Below are 22,647 nucleotides of genomic sequence, written 5' to 3' on the forward strand. Positions count from 1 at the left end.
CTCAGTAGCGGCTGGTGACGACGCGGGCGGCGCCGTCCGCGTCGAGCAGCACCACGGTGTAGCGGTCGTACTCGGTTTCCGGCATCTCCGCGGCCGGTTGGCCCGAGAGCTCGGCCACGATGCCGGGCACGGTGTTGCTGTGGCCCACCACCAATACGGCGCTGCCGGCCGGCAGCGCGCGCAGGTCGCGGGCGAGGTCGGTGGCGTAGGTGGCGGCGTTCGAGGCGTCCACGGGGCGCACCTGCACCTCCAGGCCCGCGGCCTGCGCCGCGGGCGCCGCGGTGTCGCGGGTGCGGCGGAACTGCGTGCTCACCACGAGGTCGAGGCCGGCGCCGGACAGCGTCGCCGCCAGCGCCTGCGCGCGGGCGCGGCCGGCGTCGGTGAGCGACGGGTCGCGCGGGTCGTCGCTGGCCTTCTCGGCATGGCGCACCACCACGACCACGGTGGTGTCGCGGGCGTGGGCGGGCAGGGCGGCGGCAAGCGTAAGCATGAACAGGGCGGCGGGCAGCAGGCGGGACATGGGCGGGATCCGCGTGGGTTTCGCCCAGCATAACGGCCCCGGGGCGAAGCGCGCGTGCCGTTGGTTCAGCCCCGCGCGAGCAGCGCCAGCAGGCCGCGCGCCGTGCGCAGGCGCGAGGCGGCGTCGGGCAGCTCCATCTTCAGGCGCAGCTTGTCCGGCCCGTCCATGGCATAGACCCTGGGCTGCGACTGGATCAGGCGGATCACCGACATGGGGTCGATGGTGGGCTGCGGCAGGAAGGTGCAGCGCCCGCCCGTGGGGCCGAGCTCCAGCTTGCGGATGCCCAGCGGCGTGGCGGCCAGCTTCAGCTCGGCCACGGCGAAGAGCTGCTTGGCCGGCTCGGGCAGCACGCCGAAGCGGTCCACCATCTCCACCTGCAGCTCCTTGAGCACATCCTCGTCGCGGGCCGAGGCGATGCGCTTGTAGAGCGTCAGGCGCGCGTGCACGTCGGGAAGGTAGTCCTCGGGGATCAGGGCCGGGATGTGCAGCTCCACTTCGGCGCCGTGGCGCGTGGCCGGGTCGAAGTCGGGGATCTTGCCCGACTTGATCGACTTCACCGCGCGCTCGAGCAGCTCGGTGTACAGGCTGAAGCCGATCTCGGCCATCTGGCCGCTCTGGTCCTCGCCCAGCAGCTCGCCGGCGCCGCGGATCTCCAGGTCGTGCGTGGCCAGGGTGAAGCCCGCGCCCAGTTCCTCCAGCGAGGCCAGCGCCTCCAGGCGCTTCTCGGCGTCGGGCGTGAGCGTCTTCCGGTTCGGCACCACCAGGTAGGCGTAGGCGCGGTGGTGCGAGCGGCCGACGCGGCCGCGCAGCTGGTGCAGCTGCGCCAGGCCGAAGCGGTCGGCGCGATGGATGATGATGGTGTTGGCGCTGGGAATGTCGATGCCCGATTCGATGATGGTGGTGCACACCAGCACGTTGAAGCGCTGGCGGTGGAAATCGAGCATCACCTGCTCGAGCTCGCGCTCCGGCATCTGGCCGTGGGCGATGCGGATGCGCGCCCCGGGCACCAGTTCGCCCAGCTCGCGCGCCATCTTCTCGATGCTGTCGACTTCGTTGTGCAGGAAATACACCTGGCCGCCGCGCGCCAGCTCGCGCTGGAAGGCTTCGCGCAGCAGGTTGCCGTCCCAGGGCGTCACCACCGTCTGCACCGCCAGCCGGTGCGCCGGCGGGGTGGCGATGATGCTCAGCTCGCGCAGGCCGCTCATGGCCATGTTCAGCGTGCGCGGGATGGGCGTGGCGGTGAGCGTGAGCAGGTGCACCTCGGCGCGCAGCGCCTTCAGCGCCTCCTTCTGGCGCACGCCGAAACGCTGCTCCTCGTCCACGATCACCAGGCCCAGGTCGTGGAACTTCACGTCGGGCTGCAGCAGGCGGTGGGTGCCGACGATGACGTCGATCTTGCCCTCGGCCAGCTGCGCCAGCGCCGCCTTGATTTCCTTGGGCGACTTGAAGCGGCTCAGCACCTCGACCCGGATCGGCCAGTCGGCATAGCGGTCCCGGAAATTGCGGTAGTGCTGCTCGGCCAGCAGGGTGGTTGGCACCAGCACCGCCACCTGCTTGCCGGCCACGGCGGCGACGAAGGCGGCGCGCACGGCCACTTCGGTCTTGCCGAAGCCGACGTCGCCGCAGACCACGCGGTCCATCGGCTGGGCCTGGCCGAGGTCGGCGATGACGGCGTCGATGGCCGCCAGCTGGTCGGGCGTTTCCTCGAACGGGAAGGTGGCCGCGAACGGTTCGTACATGGCCCGGTCCAGCGGCAGCGCCAGGCCCTTGCGGGCGTGCCGGCGCGCCTGGATCTCGAGCAGCTCGGCGGCCACGTCGCGCACCTTCTCGGCGGCCTTGCGCTTGGCCTTCTCCCAGGCCTCGCCGCCCAGCGAATGCAGCGGCGCGTGTTCCGGCGACGCGCCCGAGTAGCGGCTCACCAGCTGCAGCTGCGACACCGGCACGTACAGCTTGTCGCCCTTGGCGTATTCGATCTGCAGGAACTCGCCGCGGATGCCGCCGCTGTCGAGCGCCACCAGGCCCTGGTAGCGGCCGACGCCGTGGTCCTCGTGCACGATCGGCGAGCCGATGGAGATCTCGCTCAGGTCGCGCAGCACCGCGTCGGGGTCGCGCACGGCGCGCTTGCGGCGGCGGCTTTGCTCGGCGCGCTCGGGGAAGAGCTGGCGCTCGGTGAGCACGGCCAGCGCGGGCTCGGACAGCGCGAAGCCGTCCTCCAGCCCCGCCACGGTGATGGCGAAGCGGTCCTCGCCGGTGAGGAAGGCATCCCAGCCGGACAGCACCGCGGGCCGGAGGTCGGCCGAGGCCAGCAGCTCCAGCAGCGCCTCGCGCCGGCCGGCCGAATCGGCGGCCAGCAGCGTGCGGCCCGGATAGGCGCGCAGGAAACCCAGCAGCGCGCTGCCCGGGTCGCCGCCCTTCTGGCTCCAGGGCAGCGAGGGCGCCGGCTGCTCCGGCAGGGCGATGGCCTTGTCGGCCTGCGCGTGCTGCGGCCCGCAGACTTCGATGCGCGCGGTCTTGTTCAGGCGCGCGCGCAGCTCTTCCGGCGGCAGGTAGATTTCGGCCGGCGCCAGGATGGGTCGCTCGATGTCGTGGCGGCGCTGCTCCCAGCGGTCGCTGGTCTGGGCCCAGAAGGCCTCGGCCGATTCCGCCGCGCCGTCGCCCAGCACCACCAGGGTGTCGCCGGCGAGGTGGTCGAACAGGCTGGCGGTCTGCGCAAAGAACAGCGGCAGGTAGTACTCGATGCCGGCCGGCGCGCCGCCTTCCTTCAGGTCCTGGTACAGCGGGCAGCGGCGCGGGTCGAATTCGAAGCGCTCGCGCAGCAGCTCGCGCACGCGCTTCGCGCTCTCGGCGTCGAGCGGGAACTCGCGCGCGGGCAGCAGGCGCACGCTGTCCACCGGGTGGTCGGAGCGCTGGGTCTCGGGGTCGAAGGTGCGCAGCGAATCGATTTCGTCGTCGAACAACTCCACCCGGTAGGGCAGGTCCGAGCCCATGGGGAACAGGTCGAGCAGGGCGCCGCGCACGGCGAAGTCGCCCGGGTCGAGCACCTGCGGCACGTTGCGGTAGCCGGCGCCCTCGAGGCGGCGCTTCTCGGCGTCGAGGTCGAGCTTCTGGCCCTTGCGCAGGTCGAGCGTGTTGCCGGCGATCCAGGACGGCGGCGGCAGCCGCTGCATCAGCGAGGCCACCGGCACCACCAGCACGCCGCGGCGCGTGGTGGGCAGCCGGTACAGGGCCGCCACGCGCTGCGAAACGATGTCGGGGTGCGGGCTGAACAGGTCGTAGGGCAGCGTTTCCCAATCGGCGAAGTGCAGCACCGGCAGGGCGTCGGCGCCTTCGCCGGCGAATACGCGCAGGTCGTGTTCCAGCGCCTGGGCGCCGTGGCTGTCGCGGGTGACGGCCAGCACCAGGCCGTCGTGCCGGCGCGCGGTTTCGGCCAGGGCCAGGGCGAAGGCGCTGGCGCTGGAAGGGGCGCGCCAGAGGGCGCGCTGCTGGCCCGCCCGGGGACGGGGCGCGCTGGGAAGGAGGGGGCGGGTCATGAGGCCGCGGATTTTACCGCAGCCGGCGTGACGGGGTTTTCAGCGCCGGCGGCGCGGCGCGGGGGCGTCGTCGAGGTCCAGGGTCACCCGCACCTCGCCGAACGCGCCGGGGATGTGCTCGCGGCGGAAGCCCACGGCCTGGGCCAGCGCAATCATCGCCGTGTTGTCGTCGAGTACGTCGCCCCAGATGTGGCGGATGCCGTTCGCCTGCGCCCATTCCACCAGGCGCCGCATCAGGGCCAGGCCCAGGCCCTGGCCGGCCAGGAAGTGCGAGACCAGGATGGCGAATTCGGCGCTGTCGCTGCCGGGGTCGCGGTCCAGGCGCGCCAGCGCGCCGACCAGCGCTTCGCCGGGCGGCAGGGGCTCGGCGGCCACCACGGCGAAGTGTTCGCCGGGGACCGGGTTCACCAGCGCGTGCAGGTATTCCGGCGACAAGGCCTTGACCGGGTGCAGGTAGCGGCGCCGCACCTCGTCTTCGTTGAGCAACTGGAAGGCGCCGTCGATGGGGCCGGCGTCGAGCGGGTTGACCGGGCGGATCCACATCTCGCGGCCATCCGGCAGGCGCAGCACGTCGGTCCGCTCGGGGCGGCGGGACGGGCGGCGGCTGGCGGGGCGAGGGGTTCCGGGGGTCATCGCGCGAAGCATCCCAGCAACAGGTTGCAGGCGTGCTCTATTCCGTGCCCGTTCCGTTCATGGGCGCGGCGGCGAGCATTGTGACCCATCGGGCAGGTTGTTACGCTCGGGCCGACGGGAAGGGGGGCCGCGATGCAACGGCAAGGCCAGGCTTGGCGCAATGCGGCGGTCTTCGCCGGGCTGCTGCTCTGCCCGTGGCTTCCGGCCCAGGCCCATGTCGCACCGGCCCCGGTCGCCGCGCCGGTGGCCGACGCCGCCGACTTGGCCGGGGTGGAGCGCGACCCGCTGGAGCTGCGCGCGCTGCGCGAACCCGACGTCGTGCTCAGGGAACTGGGCCCAGCGCTCAACGAGGCGCGCATGCGTGGCGACGAGCGCCGCATCGCCCTGCTCCAGCTCGCCCGCGCCAACGCCTGCCGGGTGGTGGCCGACTGGGACTGCCAGCGCAATGCCGGCGCCGCGGCCGCCGAAGCCGCGCTGGCCGCGGGCGCCCCGCTGCTGCAGGTGCGCGGCCTGATCGCCGAGGCGCGCGGACGCATCGCCGAACAGGACTACGGCCACGGCGAACGCCTGCTGGCCGAGGCGCAGCGCGTGCTGGCGGCGAACCCGCAGCCCGAACTGTTCGCCGACATCATGCTGGCCTATTCGTCGATGAGCTTTTCGCTCGGCAAGAGCGCGCTCTCGGCCGACTACGCCAGGCGCGGCCTGGCGGCGCTGCCGGCCGGCGTGGCCACGGCCATGCAGGCGCGCCTGCTGCGCAACCTCGCGCGGGCCCAGGCCCAGCGCGGCGAAGTCGGCGGGGCCGCCGAATCGCTGCGCGAGGCCACCAGCCTGGCCCGGGAGGAGCGCGACCCCAAGCTCGAGGCCGAGCTCTACCTCGAGGCCGCGCGCCTGGCCCGCATCGGCGGCGACCAGGCCGGCCAGCGCCGCAACGGCGAGCGCGTGCTGGCGCTGGCCGAACGGCTCAAGAACAGCCAGGTCGGCGGCCTGGGCCACGAGGTGATGGGGCTGGCCGCGCAGGATGCGCGCGACTTCGCCCGCGCCGAGGCCGAACTGCGCCTCGCGCTCGACGCCTTCGCCAGCCTCGGCCTGGACCAGGACGAACTGCGGGTGCTGCGCGAGCTGATCCAGGTGCTGCTGGCCGCCGGCCGCGACGATGGCCGGATGGCGCCGCTGGTGGGCCGCTACCTGGCGCTGGACGCCGCCATCGAGCAGGCCACGCGGGGCCAGGCCTACGACGATTTCGCGGCGCGCCTGCGCTACGCCGAGCAGGAATTCGAGCTGCGCCGGCTGCAGGCCGAAACGGCGCTGGAGCGCGAGCGCAACGAGGCGCTGGTGCGCAGCAACCAGTTGTCCAATGCCCTGGGCGGCCTTGGCGTGGGCATGCTGGTGGTGCTGGCGGCGTTCTTCTTCGCGCAGCGCCGCGGCCAGCGCCAGCAGCGGGAACTGCTGGCCCGGCTGCGCGCCAGCGAAACCGGCTACCGCATGCTCGCCGACAACGCCAGCGACCTGGTGCTGCGCTTCGGCGTGGACGGCACCGTGCACTACGTCTCGCCCTCGTGCCGCGAACTGCTGGGCATGGCGCCCGAGGCCTTCGCCGCGTCGCCGCGGGCCGGCATCCCCGAGGCCGACCTGCCGCAGCTGCATGCGGCGTTCGAGCGCATCGCCGCCGGTGGCGAGGCCGAGACCGTGCTCTACCGCCAGTCCCACGCCAACGGCGTGACGATCTGGCTCGAGGGCCTGATGCGCCGCGTGGACGGCGCCGAGGGCCAGCCGGAGGTGATGGTGGCCGCGCGCGACGTCAGCGTGCGCGTGCGCGCCGAGCAGGCGCTGGCGGCCACCCAGTACCGTTTGCGCGCCATCACCGACAACATTCCCGCGCTCATCGCCCACATCGACACCAGCGAGCGGTTTTCCTTCATGAACGCCTATGCCCGCCAGGTGATGGGCGTGGAGCCGGAAACCCTCGTCGGCCGCACCGTGCGCGAAGTGCGCGGCGACGCACTCTACGCCCACCTCAAGCCCTACCTCGACCGCGCCCTGGCCGGCGAGACCACCGAGGTCGAGGGCAGCACGCAGATCAACGGCAAGGACTACGACTTCCACACCACCTACGTGCCCGACCGCGACGCGCAGGGCAGGGTGGTGGGCGTCTTCTCCTTCACCTACGACATCACCGCGCTCAAGCAGGCCGAACGCCAGCTCGACCACCTGGCGCGCGTGGACGCGATGACCGACCTGGCGAACCGGCGCCAGTTCGACGAGCGCCTCGCGGCGGCCTGCGCGCGCGCCGGGCGGCAGGGCGCGCCGCTGGCCCTGCTGTTCCTGGACATCGACCACTTCAAGGCCATCAACGACAGCCGCGGCCACGCCGCCGGCGACGCGGTCATCCGCGAATTCGCCCGCCGGCTGCGCCGCTGCGTGCGCATCGGCGACCTGGTGGCGCGCCTGGGCGGCGACGAATTCGCCGTGCTGGTGGAGGGCGCCGTGGACCGCGCGGCGGCCGAATCCATCGCCGCCAAGCTGCTCGAGCGCATGCGCGAGCCGGTGGCGCTGCCGGGCGGCCCGCTGCAGGTAGGCGCCAGCATCGGCATCGCCATGGCCACGTCGGGCGCGGCGCCCGAGCCGCTGCTGGCCGCGGCCGACCACGCCCTCTACGCCGCCAAGGCCGCGGGCCGCGGCGCCTGGCGCTCGGTGGACGTGGACTGAGCGGGCGGCTTATTCGCCCGGCGGGAACTGCGCGAAGGTGACGTAATGCCCGCCCGGCTCGCGGTAGCCCACCTCGGTGGCGCCGTAGAAGGTGGTGCGGCGCGCGAAGGCCTGCTCCCGGCCCGCCAGGGCACGTTCGATGGCGTCGATGTTGTCCACTTCGATGAACAGGAACGTCGGCCCCTGGCGCGAGGCCTCGGCCAGGCTGGGCATGTCCTCGGCGATCGAAGCGTGCGTCTGAAGCATCACCTCCAGGTCGCGGCCGGCGAGGATGACGAAGCCGAGGGCGTCGCCGTGCGGCACTTCCACGGTGCGCGTCAGGCCCACCGCCTCCCAGAAGGGCAGCGAGGGTTCGATCGCGGCGACGGGCAGGACGGCGGTGATCTTGCGCAGGCTCGGCTTCATGCGGTTTCTCCCGGGGCGAGGGGGGATGATAGGCGCCGCCGCGGCGCGTTGGCGATGCCGACGCCGGACGGCAGAATGACCGGACACGGAGGCGGCCATGGACACGCGCGAACGCTTCAGCACCCACGTCGTCGAGAACCAGCCGCCGGCGCTGGCCCCCTACGACGCCTGGACCACCGACCTGCCGCTGCGCGAGGCCCTGGCGCGCGAAGGCGGCGGCTGGGCCGAAGCCGGGGTCGCCGCCTACGGCGCGCTGGCCGGCGGCGAACTGATGGAATGGGGACGGCTGGCGAACGAATGCCGCCCGCGCCTGCAAAGCTTCGACCGCCGGGGCCGGCGCATCGACCAGGTGGAGTTCCACCCGGCCTACCACCAGCTCATGGCCACGGCGGTGGCGCACGGCGTGCCGAACTTCGCCTGGCGCCACGCGGGCCGGCCGGGTGCGCACGTGGCGCGCGCCGCGCTGATGTTCCTGCACAACCAGGCCGACCAGGGCAGCAGTTGCCCGCTCACCATGACCTACGCCTGCGTGCCGGCGCTGCGGCACCAGCCCGAGCTCGCCGACGCCTGGCTGCCGCGCGTCTTCGATGGCCGTTACGACCCGCGCCACGTTCCGGCCTGGGAAAAGCCCGGCAACACGCTCGGCATGGGCATGACCGAAAAGCAGGGCGGCTCCGACGTGCGTTCCAACAGCACGCGCGCCACGCCCGTGGCCGCGCCCGGGCCGGGCCGGCTGTACGAGCTGGTCGGCCACAAGTGGTTCTTCTCGGCGCCGATGTGCGACGGCTTCCTGGTGCTGGCCCAGGCCGCGGGCGGGCTCAGCTGCTTCCTGCTGCCGCGTTTCGCGCCCGACGGCGGCCTCAACGCGGTGCGCATCCAGCGGCTGAAGGACAAGCTGGGCGACTGGAGCAACGCCAGCGCCGAAGTCGAGTTCCAGGGCGCGCTGGCCTGGCTGGTGGGGGAGGAGGGGCGCGGCGTGGCCACGATCCTGCAGATGGTGGCGCTCACGAGGCTCGACTGCCTGCTCGGTTCGGCCAGCCTGCAGCGGCAGGCGCTGGTGCAGGCGCTGCACCACGCGCGCCATCGCCGGGCCTTCGGCAAGGTGCTGTCCGCGCAGCTGCTGATGCGCAACGTGCTGGCCGACCTGGCCCTGGAATCCGAGGCCGCCACCGCGCTGGCCTTCCGCGTGGCGCGCGCGGTGGACGCCGGCGAGCGCGGCGATGCCGGCGAAGCGGCGTTCGCGCGCCTGACCACGGCGCTGGGCAAGTATTGGGTGTGCAAGCGCACGCCGGCCTTCGTGGGCGAGGCGATGGAGTGCCTGGGCGGCGTGGGCTACGTGGAGGAAACGGGTTTGCCGCGGCTGTACCGGCAGGCGCCGCTGAATTCGATCTGGGAAGGCAGCGGCAACATCCAGTGCCTGGACGTACTGCGCGCGCTGGCCCGCGAACCCGCCAGCGCCGAGGCCTTCTTCGCCGAACTCGACGCCGCCCGCGGCGGCCATGCCGCGCTCGACGCCGAAACCACGAGGCTGCGCGAGCGCCTGCGCGCGCCGGCGGAGACGCTGGAACCCCAGGCCCGCCACCTGGCCGAGCGCATGGCCCTGGCGTTGCAGGCCTCGCTGCTGCTGCGCGGTGCCCCGGCGCCGGTGGCCGAAGCGTTCTGCGAATCCCGCCTGCGGGGCGCCGGTGGCCTCGCCTTCGGCACCTTGCCGGCGGGCGCGGCGTGGGACCTGCTGCTGGAGCGCGCCTTGCCCTGAACGGGCGCGTCCCGATCGGCCCGCACTGCTTCCGAAATCGCCATGGAGCCGACTCCGGGCGCTGGCTAGCCTGCGTTTCCCCCAACGCAAGCCATCACTGCCATGCCCACGCCGCTCGACCTGCTGCTGTCCCCCGTCTCGCTCGCCATCCTCGCCGCCTACGCCGCCCTGATGCTCTGGGAGGCGCTCGCGCCGGCCCGCCCGCTGCCCGCGTCGCCGGCCTGGCGGCTGCGCGCCAGCGCCAGTTTCGCCCTGTATTTCCTCGGCTCGTCCTACCTGCCGTTGCTGTGGGGCGCCACGCTCGTGCAGTGGCAGCTGTTCGACCTTCGCCACCTTCCCACCTGGGCGGGCGTGGCGGTCGGCGTGCTGGCCTACCAGCTGCTGGCCTACGGCTGGCACCGTGCCATGCACGCCAGCCCGCGGCTGTGGCGTGCCTTCCACCAGATGCACCACAGCGCCGAACGGCTCGACACCTGGGGCGCGTTCTGGTTCTCGCCGCTGGACGTGCTGGGTTTCACCGCGGTCGCGAGCCTCGCGCTGGTGGTCGTCGTGGGCCTGGCCCCCGAAGCCACGGCCATCTCGCTGTGGCTGCTGACGGTGATGGCGGTGTTCACCCATGCCAACGTGCGCACGCCGCGCTGGCTGGGTTACCTGGTGCAGCGGCCGGAAAGCCATTCCTGGCACCACGCGCGCGGCCGGCACCGCGACAACTACTGCGAGCTGCCGGTGGTCGACCTGGTCTTCGGCACCCTGAACAACCCGCGTGACTTCGCCCCCGAGGCGGGCTTCCACGACGGCGCTTCGCTGCGCGTTGGCGAGATGCTGCGCATGCGCGACGTCTCCGCGCAGCGCGTCGCAGGCTCCGCGCCTGTTCATGCGGCGGACGGTTAAATAGGGCCTCCCCACGACAAAGAGGCGCTTAACGCCCATGTTCCGACGCATCCTGTGCCTGGCCGTGATGGCCGCCTCGCCCGCCTTCGCCCAGTGGCAGCCCAGCGCCGAGCTGGGCGCCGTCAGCACATCCGGCAACTCCGACACCACCAGCATCAACGGGCGCCTCGGCCTCAAGGCCGAGGACGCGCTGTGGACCCACGAGTACCACCTGGCCGCGCTGCGCGCCGAACAATCCGACGAGCTCACCGCCAGCCGCTACGAAACCGCCGCCAAGCTGGCGCGCAAGTTCGGCGAGCGCACCTACCTCGGCGCCGCCGCGCGCTACGAGGACGACGACTTCGCCGCCTACGACTACCAGGCCACGATGGCGGTGAACTACGGCGGCTGGCTGGTGCGCGAGGAGGGCCGCAGCTTCCAGCTCGAAGGCGGCCCCGGCGCCCGCCGCGCCCGCCTGGCCGAGACCGGCGACGTGGAGGAAAGCGCGCTGCTGCGCGGCTTCGCCGACTACCAGCACCGGCTCACCGACTCGACCCAGTTCTTCAACACGCTGCTGGTCGAAGCCACGGGCGACAACACCTTCGTGCAGAACGACATCGGCCTGGCCGTCAGCATCAACCGCTCGCTGGCGCTGAAGGCGGCCTACCAGGCCCGCCGCAACTCCGACGTGCCCGACGGCACCCGCCGCACCGACACCCTGACCTCGGTGAACATCGTCTGGAGCCCCAAGGCGAAGTAAGCGCCGCGCCCCTCCCGCCACCGGGAGGGGCTTGACGACGGCCCCGCGGCGGGAATATGGTTGGCACACGCAACCAAATGAGCCGACATGGCCCGCAGCCCCGCCAAGCCCCGCCCCGATGACGCCCGCCTGCGCGAAGACGCGCAGGCGCTGCACGTGGCGCTCTCGGCGCTGGTGCGGCTCTACCAGTTCCGGGACCGCGACCGGATCTGCTGCCACGACATCTCCGTAACCCAGTGCCACGCGCTGGAAGTGCTGGTGGAGCAGGGCGCCCAGCGCAGCCAGGTGCTGTCCGCGGCCCTGCGCCTCGACAAGAGCACCACCACGCGCGTGGTCGACGCCCTGGTGCGCAAGGGTTACGTCGAGCGCACGCCCGACACCGAAGACCGCCGCGCCGTCAGCCTGCGCGCCACCGCCGCGGGCAGGCGCCTCTACCACCGCATCAACGACGACCTGGTCGAAGGCCAGCAGGCGCTGATCGCCGACCTGCCGGCGGAAACGCGCCGCGCCAGCATCGAACTCATCCATCGGCTGGCGCGCAGCGCCGAGGCGCGTTTCGTCGCCGGGGCGGCCTGTGCCCCCGAGGCCTGTGCGCCGGACGACGGCACCCCGTCGCGCTGCGGCTAAAAAAATTTGCCCCTACAGTTGCAACTACCAACCATATGAATCCATCGACGCCCCGCATCCGCACCGCCCGCGCCGAAGACGCCGCGGCCATCGCCGACATCTACAACCACGGCATCCTCGGCCGGCAGGCCACCTTCGAAACACGGCTGCGTTCCGCCGCGGACGTCGGCGCGGGCATCGCCGCGGCCGCCGAGTGGCCGCTGCTGGTGGCCGAAGCGGGCGATGGCCAGCTGCTGGGCTGGGCCGGCGTTTCCGCCTATCGCCCGCGCGAGTGTTACGCCGGCATCGGCGACTTCTCGATCTACCTCGCGCCGGCGGCGCGTGGCCGGGGCCTGGGCACGGTGCTGCTGCAGGCGCTGGTGGACGCCGCGCGCGAACGCGGCCTCTGGAAGCTGGTGTCGCGCATCTTCCCGGAGAACGCCGCCAGCCGCGCGCTGTGCCGCCGCTGCGGCTTCCGCGAAGTCGGCACCTACGAAAAACACGGCCGCCTCGACGGCCGCTGGCGCGACGTCGTCATCGTCGAGCGCCTGGTCCCCGAAAACCTGCAGACGGCCGCACCGGCCGCAAGGAGTGCGTGATGCAAAAGCAACTTCCCGTCATCGTCATCGGCGCCGGCCCGGTCGGGCTGGCCGCCGCGGCCCACCTGCTCGAGCGCGGCGAGGAGCCGCTGGTGCTGGAGGCCGGCGAGCGCGTCGGCGCCAACCTGCGGCGCTGGTCGCACGTGCGCATGTTCTCGCCCTGGGAGTTCAACGTGGACACCGCCTCGGTGCGCCTGCTCGCGCCCACCGGCTGGACCGTGCCCGACCCGGCCGGTTTTCCCACCGGCGGCGAACTCGCGCGGGATTACCTGGAGCCGCTGGCCGCCACGCCGGCGATCGCGCCGCGCCTGCGCCTGGGGGCGCGCGTCACCGCCGTCAGCCGGCACCAGCGCGACCGCATGAAGGACGCCGGCCGCGCGCAGTCGCCCTTCGTGGTGCGCTACGAAGACGCCCGCGGTGAACACGAACTGCAGGCGCGCGCGGTCATCGACGCCTCGGGCACCTACCTCACGCCCAACCCGCTGGGCGCTTCCGGCCTGCCGGCCCTGGGCGAGGCCGCGCTGGCGGCGAACATCCATTACGGCATTCCCGACGTGCTGGGCGCCGACCGCGCACGTTACGCCGGCCGCCGCGTGCTCGTGCTGGGCAGCGGCCATTCGGCCTTCAACGTGCTGGCCGACCTGGCCACGCTGGCACGGACGGAGCCGGGCATGCAGATCGTCTGGGGCCTGCGCCGCGGTTCGATCCAGCGCGTGCTCGGTGGTGGCGACCACGACCAGCTCAGGGAGCGCGGGCGGCTCGGCAAGCTCATCGGCGGCCTGGTGGAGCAGGGCGCGCTGGTGGTGGCGACGGGTTTCCTGCTCGACCGCCTCGAGCGCACGGCGGAAGGCATCGTCGGCCGCGCGGGCGAGGTGGCGCTGCCGCCGGTGGATGAAATCGTGGCCACCACCGGTTTCCGCCCGGACCTGCGCCCCTACGCCGAGATCCGCCTCGACCTCGATCCCGGCACGCAGGCGCCGCGCGCGCTGGCGCCGCTGATCGACCCCAACCAGCACAGCTGCGGCAGCGTGCGTCCGCACGGCGCCGTGGAGCTCAGCCACCCCGAACCCGACCTCTACCTGGTCGGCATGAAGAGTTACGGCCGCGCGCCGACCTTCCTGCTCGCCACCGGCTACGAGCAGGTGCGTTCGGTGGCCGCCGCGATCGCCGGCGACTGGGAAGCCGCGCGCCGCGTCGAACTGGTGCTGCCGGAAACGGGTGTGTGCATCACCCAGTTCGCCGACGAAGAGGCGCCCGCGGCGGCGTCGTGCTGCGGCCCGAAGCCGGCGCAGGTCGTGCCGGCGGCCAAGGACGGCTGCTGTGGCGGACCGCCGAAGGCCGACGACGCTGCCTGCTGCGTGCGCGACGAAATCGCACGGAACGCCGGTGCCGGTGGCTGCGGCTGCAGCGCCCCGGCGCCTGCGCCGGCGCGCGCGCCGGTGGCCGCCTGCTGCGGCTGAGCGCATGCACGCCGCAAGGCGCCGCGCGGTGTGGTGGCTGGGCGCGTCGCAGTGCGTTTACTGGGGACTGCTTTATTACGGATTCCCGGTGTTGCTGTTGCCGATGCAGGCCGGCCTGGGCCTGCATCGCACGGCGGTGGCCGGGGCCTTTTCCTTCGGCCTGCTGCTGGCGGCACTGTCCGCACCGCGCATCGGCCGCTGGCTCGATGCGGGGCACGCCGCCGCGGTGTTCCGCGCCGGCGCCGCGCTGGCCGTCGCGGGCCTGGCGTCGCTGGCGATGGCGCGCGGTGCGTTCGGCCTGGTCCTGGGCTGGTCGCTGGTGGGGCTGGCGATGGCGGGCCTGCTGTACGAAGCCGCGTTCGCCCTGGTCGGCCGTGCATTCGACGACGCCGGGGAGCGATTGCGCGCACTGGCCGCCGTGACCGTGTCTGGCGGCCTCGCCAGCACCGTGTTCCTGCCGCTGCTGGCGTGGGTGGTCGACACCGTCGGCTGGCGCGGCGCGCTGCTGCTGTTCGCGGCGTCGGTCGTCGCCATGGCCGTATTGCTCGAACGCCAGGTGCTGCCGGTGCTGTCGCGACCCATCGCCTTGCCGAAGGAGGCGCCCGCAGGCGTGGCGCACCGGAAGGTTCCGCTGGCCGCGCGGGTCGTGTTCCCGCTCGCCACCTTCGCCGCCGCCGGGCTGACGACGTTGCTGGTGCCGCTGCTGGTGCAGCGCGGGCAGGCGCCGGTCGCCGCGGCCAGCGCGCTGGCGGGCTTCGGGTTGGCGCAGTTGCCCGGGCGCCTCTGGCTGCTCGGTGGCCGCCGCCGGGTGTCCGTGGCGCTGCTGGTGTGGTGGCCGCTGGTGCTGCAGTCGGCGGGGCTGCTGGTCGTGGCCATGTCCGGCGGATTGGTCGCGGCGGCGCTGGGCGTGGGCGTGTTCGGACTGGGCGCGGGGCTGCACACGCTGGCGCGCCCTTGGCTGCTGCAGGGCCTGGCGGGCCCTGCGCTCGCGGGTCGCTGGAACGGCGAGGTGGCCCGCGTGCAGGGCATCGCGCGCGCGGTCGGGCCGGTGCTGGTGGTCGCCGCGTCCGCAACGCTGGGCATGCCGGCGGTGCTGGTCATTGTGGCGCTGGTGCTGCTGGCGTCGGTGCCGGCGGCGCGTTCGCTGGCCAGTGGCGCCCGCAGGCCCTAGCCTTGCGTGGAGTCCGGACCCGGGCTGCGCACAAGGAGAACCCTGATGACCGACCCGCGTCGCCCCGAACCGCTGCTGCCGCGCCTGCCGTCGCTGCTGGCTTATCCCGCCGGCGGGCAGATGCTGGCCTTCCTGGCGGCGCTGTCGCTGCTGCGGCTGCTGGCCAACTTGCCGAACGTGCTGGGCCTGCTGTTCGAAGCGGCGTTCTGGGTGATGGGCTTCAAGCTGGCGGTGGAAGCGCTCACCAACACCGCGCACGGCCGCTATGAACCGCTGCAGGGCGAGGACGTGCTGGCCACCGACGGCGACGCCATCGAGCAGCTGCTGCTGATGCTGGTCGTCTACCTGCCCATCGTCGTGGTCGCGGCCTGGGTGGGGCCGGTGCCGGCGCTGGTGATGCTGGGGCTGGCCGTGCTGTTCATGCCCGCGGCCATCATGCTGCTGGCCATCAACCACAGCCATGCGAACGCGCTCAACCCGCTGGCGTGGTTCGAACTGATCGGCCGGCTGGGCGGGGCCTATGTGTCGGCGGTGGCGGTGTTCACCGCGCTGGGCGTGCTGTCGGCGCTGGTGCAGGCGCTGTTCGCGGCGACGCTGCCCTACGGCATGGGCGTACTGCCGGGCAGCTTCGTGGCGCTGTACTCGCTGGTGGCCAGCTACCACCTGCTGGGCGACCTGCTGCACCGGCACCACCGCGAACTGGGCCTGGACATCACGCCGGCGGTGGCGCGCAGCGTCCATGCCAATCCGATCGAAGACGAGACGATGGCGCAGGCCGACGCATTGGCGCAGCAGGGCCAGCCCGCGGCGGCGGCCGAGCGGCTGGCGGGGCTGTTCCGCGGCCGCGGCGCGTCCGACGCCGTGCACGACCGTTACCGCGAGCTGCTCATCGCCGCCGGCGACCTGCCGGCGTTGGCCGCGCACGACCGCGAATACGCCAGCAGCCTGCTGGTGACCGGCAAGGACAAGCGCGCGCTGGCCGTGGTGGCCGACACCCGCGCGCGTGTTTCCGGCTTCGAACTGGCGTTGCCCGAACACATCGCGCGGCTGGTGGCGCAGGCCGCGCGCACCGGGCAGTCGCAGCTGGCGGTGGCGCTGGCGGAAGGCTTCGAACAGCGCTTTCCGGACAGCCCCGACCTGCCGCAGGTGGTGCTCACCGCCGTCACCCTGCAGAGCGAGCGCCTGGGCCAGGACGAGCCCGCGCGCAAGCGCTTGCAGGCCCTGCTGGACCGCCACCCTGGCCATGCCCTGGCGGGCGAGGCGCGCACCCTGTTGGCCGCCCTGGACCGGGTCCGAGCCACGGCCAGCGGTTCCCGGGGCGGCTGAGCGCCGGGAAAAATGAACCAAGGATCAATTATTTGCAGGACATGACTTCCGGCCCATGGCGCTTCTGGTTAGGTGTTGTAGATTACCAACACACCAACTCACGAGGCTCCGGCCATGAATGCCCTGAACTCCTTCTACCGCCTGTTCCCGACCCGCCCGGTCGCGTCCGTGCCGGTGGCCCGGGCGGCCGTCCCCGCCACCCCGGCGCCGGTCGTCGAGCTCGCCGAGGCACTGCCGGCCCGTCGCCCCGACCGCTACCGCGCCCGTGACTTCGGCACCGGCTACGGCCGCAGCAGCGGCTACGCCCAGGACCGTTCCTACACCGCGATGCCGGGCTACCGCCTGGTGCGCGTCGGCTGACCCTCAGGCGGGCGGTGCCCCTGGCGCCGCCCGCCGCAGGCAGGCGCGGACCTCGTCGTCCGTGACCTGCGGGAAGTTTTCGTACCACGCGCCCACGGCCATGAAATCGGCCGGGGCCTGCAGGCAGACCACCTCGTCCGCCGCCCGCGACAGCACCGCCAGCGTATCCGCGGCGGCCACCGGCACCGCCACCACCAGCTTTCCGGGCGCCTGCGCGCGCAGCGTGGCCAGTGCCGCGAACATCGTCGCGCCGGTGGCCACGCCGTCGTCCACCACGATCACCGTGCGCCCGGCGATGCGCGGCGGCGGCCTGTCGCCGCGGTAGGCGCGTTCGCGCCGCGCCAGCTCGCGCCGTTCGGGCGCGGCCAGGGCTTCGAATTCCGCGTCGTCCACGCCCATCGCCTCGATCACCGCCTCGTTGCGCGCCACCGCGCCGCCGGTGGCAATGGCGGCCAGTGCGAGTTCGGGGTTGGCCGGGTGGGCCACCTTGCGCACGCCCAGCACGTCGAGTTCGGCGCCGAGGGCTTCGGCGATTTCCGCAGCCACCGGCACGCCGCCGCGGGGCAGGGCCAGCACCAGCGGATCGGCCAGGCCGCGGTGGCGGGCGAGCGACGCGGCCAGGGCCTGGCCGGCGTCGCGACGGTCGAGGAAACGGGGGCGCATCATCGGGCTGCTCCGTGTCACGGTGCCACGGCCCGATGATGCACCCGGAGGAACCGGGCTGTCGCGCGGCTCAGGCCCGCGCGTGCGCTTCGCCCGCGGTCGCCGCGCTGGCGGCGGCCGGTGCGCGCCGCGCCACCAGCGTGCGCAGCGCCACGTAGAACACCGGCGTCAGGAACAGGCCGAACAGCGTCACGCCCAGCATGCCGGCGAACACCGTGATGCCCGTGGCCGAGCGCACTTCGGCGCCGGCGCCGGTCGCGAACACCAGCGGCACGGTGCCGGCGATGAAGGCGATGGAGGTCATGATGATCGGCCGCAGGCGCAGGCGGCAGGCTTCCAGCGCCGCGTCCACGATGCCGCGGCCCTGCATTTCCAGCTCGCGGGCGAATTCGACGATCAGGATCGCGTTCTTGCACGCCAGGCCCATCAGCACCACCAGCCCCACCTGCACGAACACGTTGTTGTCGCCGCCCGCCAGCCACACGCCGGCCAGGGCCGAGAGCAGGGTCATGGGCACGATCAGGATCACCGCCAGCGGCAGCGTCCAGCTTTCGTACAGCGCCGCCAGCACCAGGAAGGCCAGCAGCACCGCCAGCGGGAAGACCACCAGCGCCGCCTTGCCCTGGGTGGCCTGCTGGAAGCTCAGGTCGCTCCAGTCGAAGCCCATGCCCGGCGGCAGCGCCTGCGCGGCCAGCGCTTCCACCTTGGCCATGGCTTCGGCGGACGACAGCAGGCGCGGGTCGGCTTCGCCCAGGATGTCGGCGGCCGGGTAGCCGTTGAAGCGGATCACCGGGTCGGGGCCGTAGGTGCGGCGGATCTGCACCACGCTGCCGATCGGCACCATTTCGCCTCGGTCGTTGCGGGTGCGCAGGTTGGCGATGTCCTCGACCTCGTCGCGGAAGGGCGCGTCGGCCTGGGCGATCACCTGCCAGGTGCGGCCGAACAGGTTGAAGTCGTTGACGTAGGCCGAACCCAGGTAGGTCTGCAGGGTTTCGAACAGTTCGGTCAGCGGCACGCCCTGGGCCTTGGCCTTCACGCGGTCCACCTCGGCGTCGAGCTGGGGCACGTTGGCCTGGTAGCTGCTGATCGGGAAACCCATGCCCGGCGTCTGCGAGGCCGCGCCCTGGAAGGCATTCACGGCCTGCTGCAGCGCGCCGTAGCCCAGGTTGGCGCGGTCCTCGATGAACAGCGAATAGCCCGAGCCGTTGCCCAGCCCCTGGATCGGCGGCGGCATCAGCGCGAAGGCGAAGCCTTCCTCGATGCCGGCGATGCGGCGGTTGAGCTCGGCGGTGATCTGCTCGGCGCTCAGCGAACGCGCCTTCGACGGCGTGAGGCCGAAGAAGATCACGCCGCTGTTGGGCGTGTTGGTGAACTGCAGCGGGTTCAGGCCCGGGAAGGCGACTTCGCTTTCCACGCCCTCGATCTGGAAGGCCTGCTCGGCGATCTTGCGCATCGCGCGGTCGGTGCGTTCGATCGACGCGCCCTCGGGCATCTTCACGCCCGCGATCAGGTACAGCTTGTCCTGCACCGGGATGAAGCCGCCCGGCACCGCCGAAAACACCGCCATCGTGGCCACCAGCAGCGCCGCGTAGACGGCGAACACCGTGCCGCGGCGGCCCAGCGTGCGCGACACCGTGCGCTCGTAGCCTTCGGCGCTGCGCCCGAAGAAGCGGTTGAAGGGGCGGAACACCCAGCCGAACAGGCGGTCGATCAGGCGCGTGGCCGCGTCGGGCGCGGCGCCGTGCGGCTTGAGCAGCAGGGCGGCCAGCGCCGGCGACAGGGTGAGCGAGTTGATGGCCGAGATCACCGTCGAGATGGCGATGGTGACCGCGAACTGCTTGTAGAACTGGCCGGTGACGCCGTCCAGGAAGGCCATCGGCACGAACACCGCGCACAGCACCAGGGCGATGGCGATGATCGGGCCCGAGACTTCCTTCATGGCCTGGTGCGCGGCGGCGAGCGGCGTGAGGCCTTCGCCGATGTTGCGCTCGACGTTCTCCACCACCACGATCGCGTCGTCCACCACGATGCCGATGGCCAGCACCAGCCCGAACAGGGTGAGCGTGTTGATCGAGAAGCCCAGCACGTACAGCACCGCGAACGTGCCCACCACCGACACCGGCACCGCGATCAGCGGGATGACCGAAGCGCGCCAGGTCTGCAGGAACAGGATCACCACCAGCACCACCAGCAGGGTGGCCTCGAGCAGGGTGGCCACCACCGCGTTGATGGAATCGCGCACGAAGGCGGTGGTGTCGTACACCGACAGGATTTCCACGCCGGGCGGCAGCCGCGGCCGGATCTCGTCCATCTTGGCCATCACCGCGTCGCGGATCTGCAGCGCGTTCGCGCCCGGGGCCTGGAAGATGCCGATGGCCGAGGCGTTCATGCCGTTCAGGCGCGAACGCAGGGTGTAGTCGCCGGCCGCCAGCTCGATGCGCGCCACGTCGGCCAGGCGCACCACGCCGCCGTCGGCGCTGGCCTCGAGCACGATGTCGCCGAATTCCTCGGGCGTCTGCAGCCGGCCCTTGGCGTTGATGGGCAGCAGGAAGTCGGAACCGTTGGGCATGGGCTCGGCGCCGAGCTGGCCGGCCGACACCTGCAGGTTCTGCTCGCGCACGGCGCGCAGCACGTCGCCGGCGGTGAGGCCGCGCGCGGCGATCTTGTCCGGGTCCAGCCACAGGCGCATGGCGTAGTCGCCGCCGCCGAAGGCCTGGGCGTCGCCCACGCCGGGGATGCGCGCCAGCTCGTCCTTCACGTGCAGGCGCATGTAGTTGCGCAGGTACAGCGAGTCGTACTTGCCGTCGCGCGACACCAGGTGCACCACCATCAGGAACACCGGCGACTGCTTCTGGGTGGTCACGCCCTGGCGGCGAACGTCCTCGGGCAGGCGCGCCAGCGCCTGGCTGACGCGGTTTTGCACGCGCACCGCGGCGTCGTCGGCGTCCACGCCGGGGCGGAAGGTGACCGTCATGGCCAGCACGCCGTCGGAGCCAGCGACCGACTTCACGTACATCATGTCCTCGACGCCGTTGATCGCTTCCTCCAGCGGCGTGGCCACGGTTTCGGCGATGACCTTGGGGTTGGCGCCGGGGTAGACGGCGCGCACCACCACCGAAGGCGGCACCACTTCCGGGTACTCGCCGATGGGCAGCATGGGCAGCGAGATCAGCCCCGCCGCGAAGATGACGATCGACAGCACCGCGGCGAAGATCGGCCGGTCGATGAAAAATCGGGAAAAATCCATGGAGAACTCCGTGCGGCCGGCGGGCCGCGGGAAACGGGGTGGGCGGCTCAGCGCGAGCCCGCGACGGTGGCGGCGACGGTGGCGTCGTCGAAGGGCTTGGTCTCGAGCGGCATGCCCGGGAAGAAGATCTTCTGCACGCCGCTGACCACCACCTGGTCGCCGGCGGCGACGCCCGACTCGACCACGCGCTGGCCGTCGACGATGCGGCCCAGGGTCACGTCGCGGCGCTCGGCGGTGCCGTTGGCGCCGACGATGTAGACGTAGCGGCGGTCCTGGTCGGTGAGGATGGCCTTGTCGTCCACCAGCAGCGCCTCGCGTTCGCGCGTGTCCACCAGCTGCACGCGGGCGAACAGGCCGGGCGTGAAGCGGCGGTCGGCGTTGTCGAGCACGGCGCGGGCGCGGATGGTGCCGGTGCGCGGGTCGACGTGGTTGTCGAGGAAATCGAGCACGCCTTCGTGCGGGTAACCTTCCTCGCCGGCCAGGCCGACGCGCACCGGGTTGCGCGCGGCGCGGGCGCCGGGGCCGCCGGCTTCGCGCGCGGATTCGGCGTAGCGCAGGTAGGTCTGCTCGTCGCCTTCGAAATACACGTGCACCGGGTCGAGCGAGACCACGGTGGTCAGCACGGTGGCGTCGGGCGTGGCCAGGTTGCCGGTGGTGACCAGGGCGCGGCCGGCCAGGCCGTCGATGGGCGCGCGCACCTGGGTGAACTCCAGGTCCAGCCGGGCCGAGGCCACGCGTGCCTCGGCGGCGCGCACGCCGGATTCGGCCTGGGCGGTGGCGGCGCGGCGCTGTTCGAGCAACTCGGCCGAAATGAGCTTTTCCGCCGCCAGTTTGCGGGCGCGCGCCAGTTCGCTGCCGGCCAGCGCGGCCTCGCTGCGGGCGCGGCTGAGCTCGGCCTGGGCGCGGTCGAGCTCGGCGCGGTAGCTGCGGGCGTCGAGCACGAACAGCACGTCGCCCTTCTTCACTTCCTGGCCTTCGCGGAAGTTCACGCTTTCGATGTAGCCGGACACGCGCGGGCGCAGCTCCACGGTTTCCACCGCGGCGATGCGGCCGGTGAATTCGTCCCAGTGCGCGACCGGGCGCGAGACCACGGGCGCCACCGACACCTGGGCCGGCGCGAGGCTGCCGTGTTCCTGGGCTTCGCTGCCGCAGGCGGCCAGCACGGCCAGGGTGAGCGCGAAGGTGGCGGCGCGGGCGAGGCGGGTGAGGGGATGGCGGTTCATGGGGGACCTCGGGGGGAAATGAAGGAAGGGATCAGGCCGGCCGGCGGCGGTCGAAACGCACCACCGCTTCGTAGCCGGGGGTGGCCAGCAGGTTCACCACCTGCTGGCCCAGTTCGGCCGGTTCCGGCCAGTCGGGACAGGCGTGTTCGCCCTGTTCGCGCGTGCGCAGCGGCGCGCACACCGACAGCTGCTGCACGCGCACGGCCGTCTGCAGGGTTTCTTCGCGCAGCGCGCGGCTGAACATGCGCAGCGCGGCCGACGCCACCGAGGCCTGGCCGTAGCCCGACCACGGCGTTTCGGCGGCCGGCCCGCCGACCACGACGTAGTGCGCGGGTCCGCCGTTGCCTGCCAGCAGCGGCACCAGGTGGCGTGCGGCGACCACGTGCGGGAACAGTTCGTCGTCGAGCAGTCCGCGCAGGCGTTCGGCGGGATGGTCGAGCAGGCGGCCGCGCCGGAGCGCGCCGCCGACCATGGCCACCACGGCGCCCGGCGGGCGGCGCAGCAGGCGCACGGCATTGGCCAGCGCGGCGCCGGCGGTTTCAGTGCGGGTGTGGCCGGCCAGGCGAACGAGCTCCGGTCCGCCGGCGACGACGAGGCGGGGCGAGGCGCCGTCGGCGGAGGCGGCGATGACCGGGTGGCCGGCCGCCAGCAGGGCCGCCACCACGGCGCCTGCGGCCTCGCCCGAGGCCTCGAGCACCAGCACGGGTCTGCGGATTGTCCCGCTGGTGGGACGGACTAGCCCATTATCGGAGTAAATCGGGACAATGCCCATGGCGCTGCCTTGAAGGGAAGAAGCCCGGGCTTCCCTGCGG

The 22,647-nt window shown here is 72.7% G+C and carries 18 protein-coding genes; 10 read left to right on the forward strand and 8 right to left on the reverse strand.

Annotated features, from left to right (window positions below; genetic code table 11):
- Nucleotide 1: 1 nt before the first annotated feature.
- From N790_RS08710 to N790_RS08720, 3 genes are all read right to left on the reverse strand, one after another.
- The gene (locus tag N790_RS08710) at nt 2-520 is read right to left on the reverse strand and encodes a SixA phosphatase family protein (RefSeq protein ID WP_043803328.1); all 519 of its coding nucleotides are present in this window, start codon (nt 518-520) and stop codon (nt 2-4) included.
- 65 nt (nt 521-585) lie between these two features.
- Complete coding sequence (gene mfd / locus N790_RS08715; RefSeq protein ID WP_043803330.1) at nt 586-4,050, reverse strand: transcription-repair coupling factor; 3,465 nt, start codon at nt 4,048-4,050, stop codon at nt 586-588.
- Between the two features lie 39 nt (nt 4,051-4,089).
- Nucleotides 4,090-4,683 carry a GNAT family N-acetyltransferase gene (locus N790_RS08720; protein WP_043803333.1) on the reverse strand — a complete coding sequence of 198 codons (594 nt, stop codon included), beginning with the start codon at nt 4,681-4,683 and terminating at the stop codon, nt 4,090-4,092.
- A gap of 132 nt (nt 4,684-4,815) precedes the next feature.
- On the opposite strand from N790_RS08720, the gene N790_RS15250 reads away from it, so the two are divergent.
- Nucleotides 4,816-7,389, forward strand: a complete 2,574-nt coding sequence (locus tag N790_RS15250; RefSeq protein WP_052385814.1) for a diguanylate cyclase domain-containing protein — start codon at nt 4,816-4,818, stop codon at nt 7,387-7,389.
- A 9-nt stretch (nt 7,390-7,398) separates the two neighbouring features.
- Here N790_RS15250 and N790_RS08730 read toward each other — a convergent pair whose 3' ends face one another.
- On the reverse strand, nt 7,399-7,794 hold the full coding sequence (locus N790_RS08730; protein WP_043803334.1) for a VOC family protein: 396 nt from the start codon (nt 7,792-7,794) through the stop codon (nt 7,399-7,401).
- 97 nt (nt 7,795-7,891) lie between these two features.
- On the opposite strand from N790_RS08730, the gene N790_RS08735 reads away from it, so the two are divergent.
- From N790_RS08735 to N790_RS08775, 9 genes are all read left to right on the forward strand, one after another.
- Entirely contained in the window at nt 7,892-9,550 is a 1,659-nt protein-coding gene (locus tag N790_RS08735; RefSeq protein ID WP_043803336.1) for an isovaleryl-CoA dehydrogenase, read from the forward strand.
- Between the two features lie 102 nt (nt 9,551-9,652).
- A complete protein-coding gene (locus N790_RS08740) occupies nt 9,653-10,441 on the forward strand; it encodes a sterol desaturase family protein (RefSeq protein WP_043803338.1) in 789 nt (262 codons plus the stop codon).
- A gap of 37 nt (nt 10,442-10,478) precedes the next feature.
- Nucleotides 10,479-11,180, forward strand: a complete 702-nt coding sequence (locus tag N790_RS08745) for a DUF481 domain-containing protein (RefSeq protein WP_043803340.1) — start codon at nt 10,479-10,481, stop codon at nt 11,178-11,180.
- An 87-nt stretch (nt 11,181-11,267) separates the two neighbouring features.
- Nucleotides 11,268-11,807, forward strand: a complete 540-nt coding sequence (locus N790_RS08750; RefSeq protein ID WP_052385815.1) for a MarR family winged helix-turn-helix transcriptional regulator — start codon at nt 11,268-11,270, stop codon at nt 11,805-11,807.
- Nucleotides 11,808-11,842: 35 nt separating this feature from the next.
- Nucleotides 11,843-12,385 (forward strand): arsinothricin resistance N-acetyltransferase ArsN1 family A, encoded by a 543-nt coding sequence (locus tag N790_RS08755; RefSeq protein WP_043803341.1) that lies wholly within the window; start codon nt 11,843-11,845, stop codon nt 12,383-12,385.
- On the forward strand, nt 12,385-13,845 hold the full coding sequence (locus N790_RS08760; protein ID WP_043803343.1) for an NAD(P)-binding domain-containing protein: 1,461 nt from the start codon (nt 12,385-12,387) through the stop codon (nt 13,843-13,845). Before N790_RS08755 ends, N790_RS08760 begins: the two co-directional genes overlap by 1 nt.
- A 4-nt stretch (nt 13,846-13,849) precedes the next feature.
- Nucleotides 13,850-15,016 (forward strand): MFS transporter, encoded by a 1,167-nt coding sequence (locus tag N790_RS08765; RefSeq protein ID WP_156970013.1) that lies wholly within the window; start codon nt 13,850-13,852, stop codon nt 15,014-15,016.
- A 45-nt stretch (nt 15,017-15,061) separates the two neighbouring features.
- On the forward strand, nt 15,062-16,342 hold the full coding sequence (locus tag N790_RS08770) for a tetratricopeptide repeat protein (protein ID WP_043803347.1): 1,281 nt from the start codon (nt 15,062-15,064) through the stop codon (nt 16,340-16,342).
- Between the two features lie 114 nt (nt 16,343-16,456).
- A complete protein-coding gene (locus N790_RS08775) occupies nt 16,457-16,702 on the forward strand; it encodes a hypothetical protein (protein ID WP_043803349.1) in 246 nt (81 codons plus the stop codon).
- Nucleotides 16,703-16,705: 3 nt separating this feature from the next.
- On the opposite strand, the gene N790_RS08780 is transcribed toward N790_RS08775, so the two are convergent.
- From N790_RS08780 to N790_RS08795, 4 genes are all read right to left on the reverse strand, one after another.
- The gene (locus N790_RS08780; protein ID WP_245593763.1) at nt 16,706-17,368 is read right to left on the reverse strand and encodes a phosphoribosyltransferase; all 663 of its coding nucleotides are present in this window, start codon (nt 17,366-17,368) and stop codon (nt 16,706-16,708) included.
- Between the two features lie 67 nt (nt 17,369-17,435).
- A complete protein-coding gene (locus tag N790_RS08785) occupies nt 17,436-20,612 on the reverse strand; it encodes an efflux RND transporter permease subunit (protein WP_043803351.1) in 3,177 nt (1,058 codons plus the stop codon).
- Nucleotides 20,613-20,659: 47 nt separating this feature from the next.
- A complete protein-coding gene (locus N790_RS08790) occupies nt 20,660-21,835 on the reverse strand; it encodes an efflux RND transporter periplasmic adaptor subunit (protein ID WP_043803352.1) in 1,176 nt (391 codons plus the stop codon).
- Nucleotides 21,836-21,866: 31 nt separating this feature from the next.
- Nucleotides 21,867-22,538, reverse strand: a complete 672-nt coding sequence (locus tag N790_RS08795) for an SDR family oxidoreductase (RefSeq protein ID WP_052385816.1) — start codon at nt 22,536-22,538, stop codon at nt 21,867-21,869.
- Nucleotides 22,539-22,647 lie beyond the last annotated feature (109 nt).

It is taken from the genome of Arenimonas malthae CC-JY-1 (genome assembly GCF_000747075.1).
GTDB classification, from domain to species: domain Bacteria; phylum Pseudomonadota; class Gammaproteobacteria; order Xanthomonadales; family Xanthomonadaceae; genus Arenimonas; species Arenimonas malthae.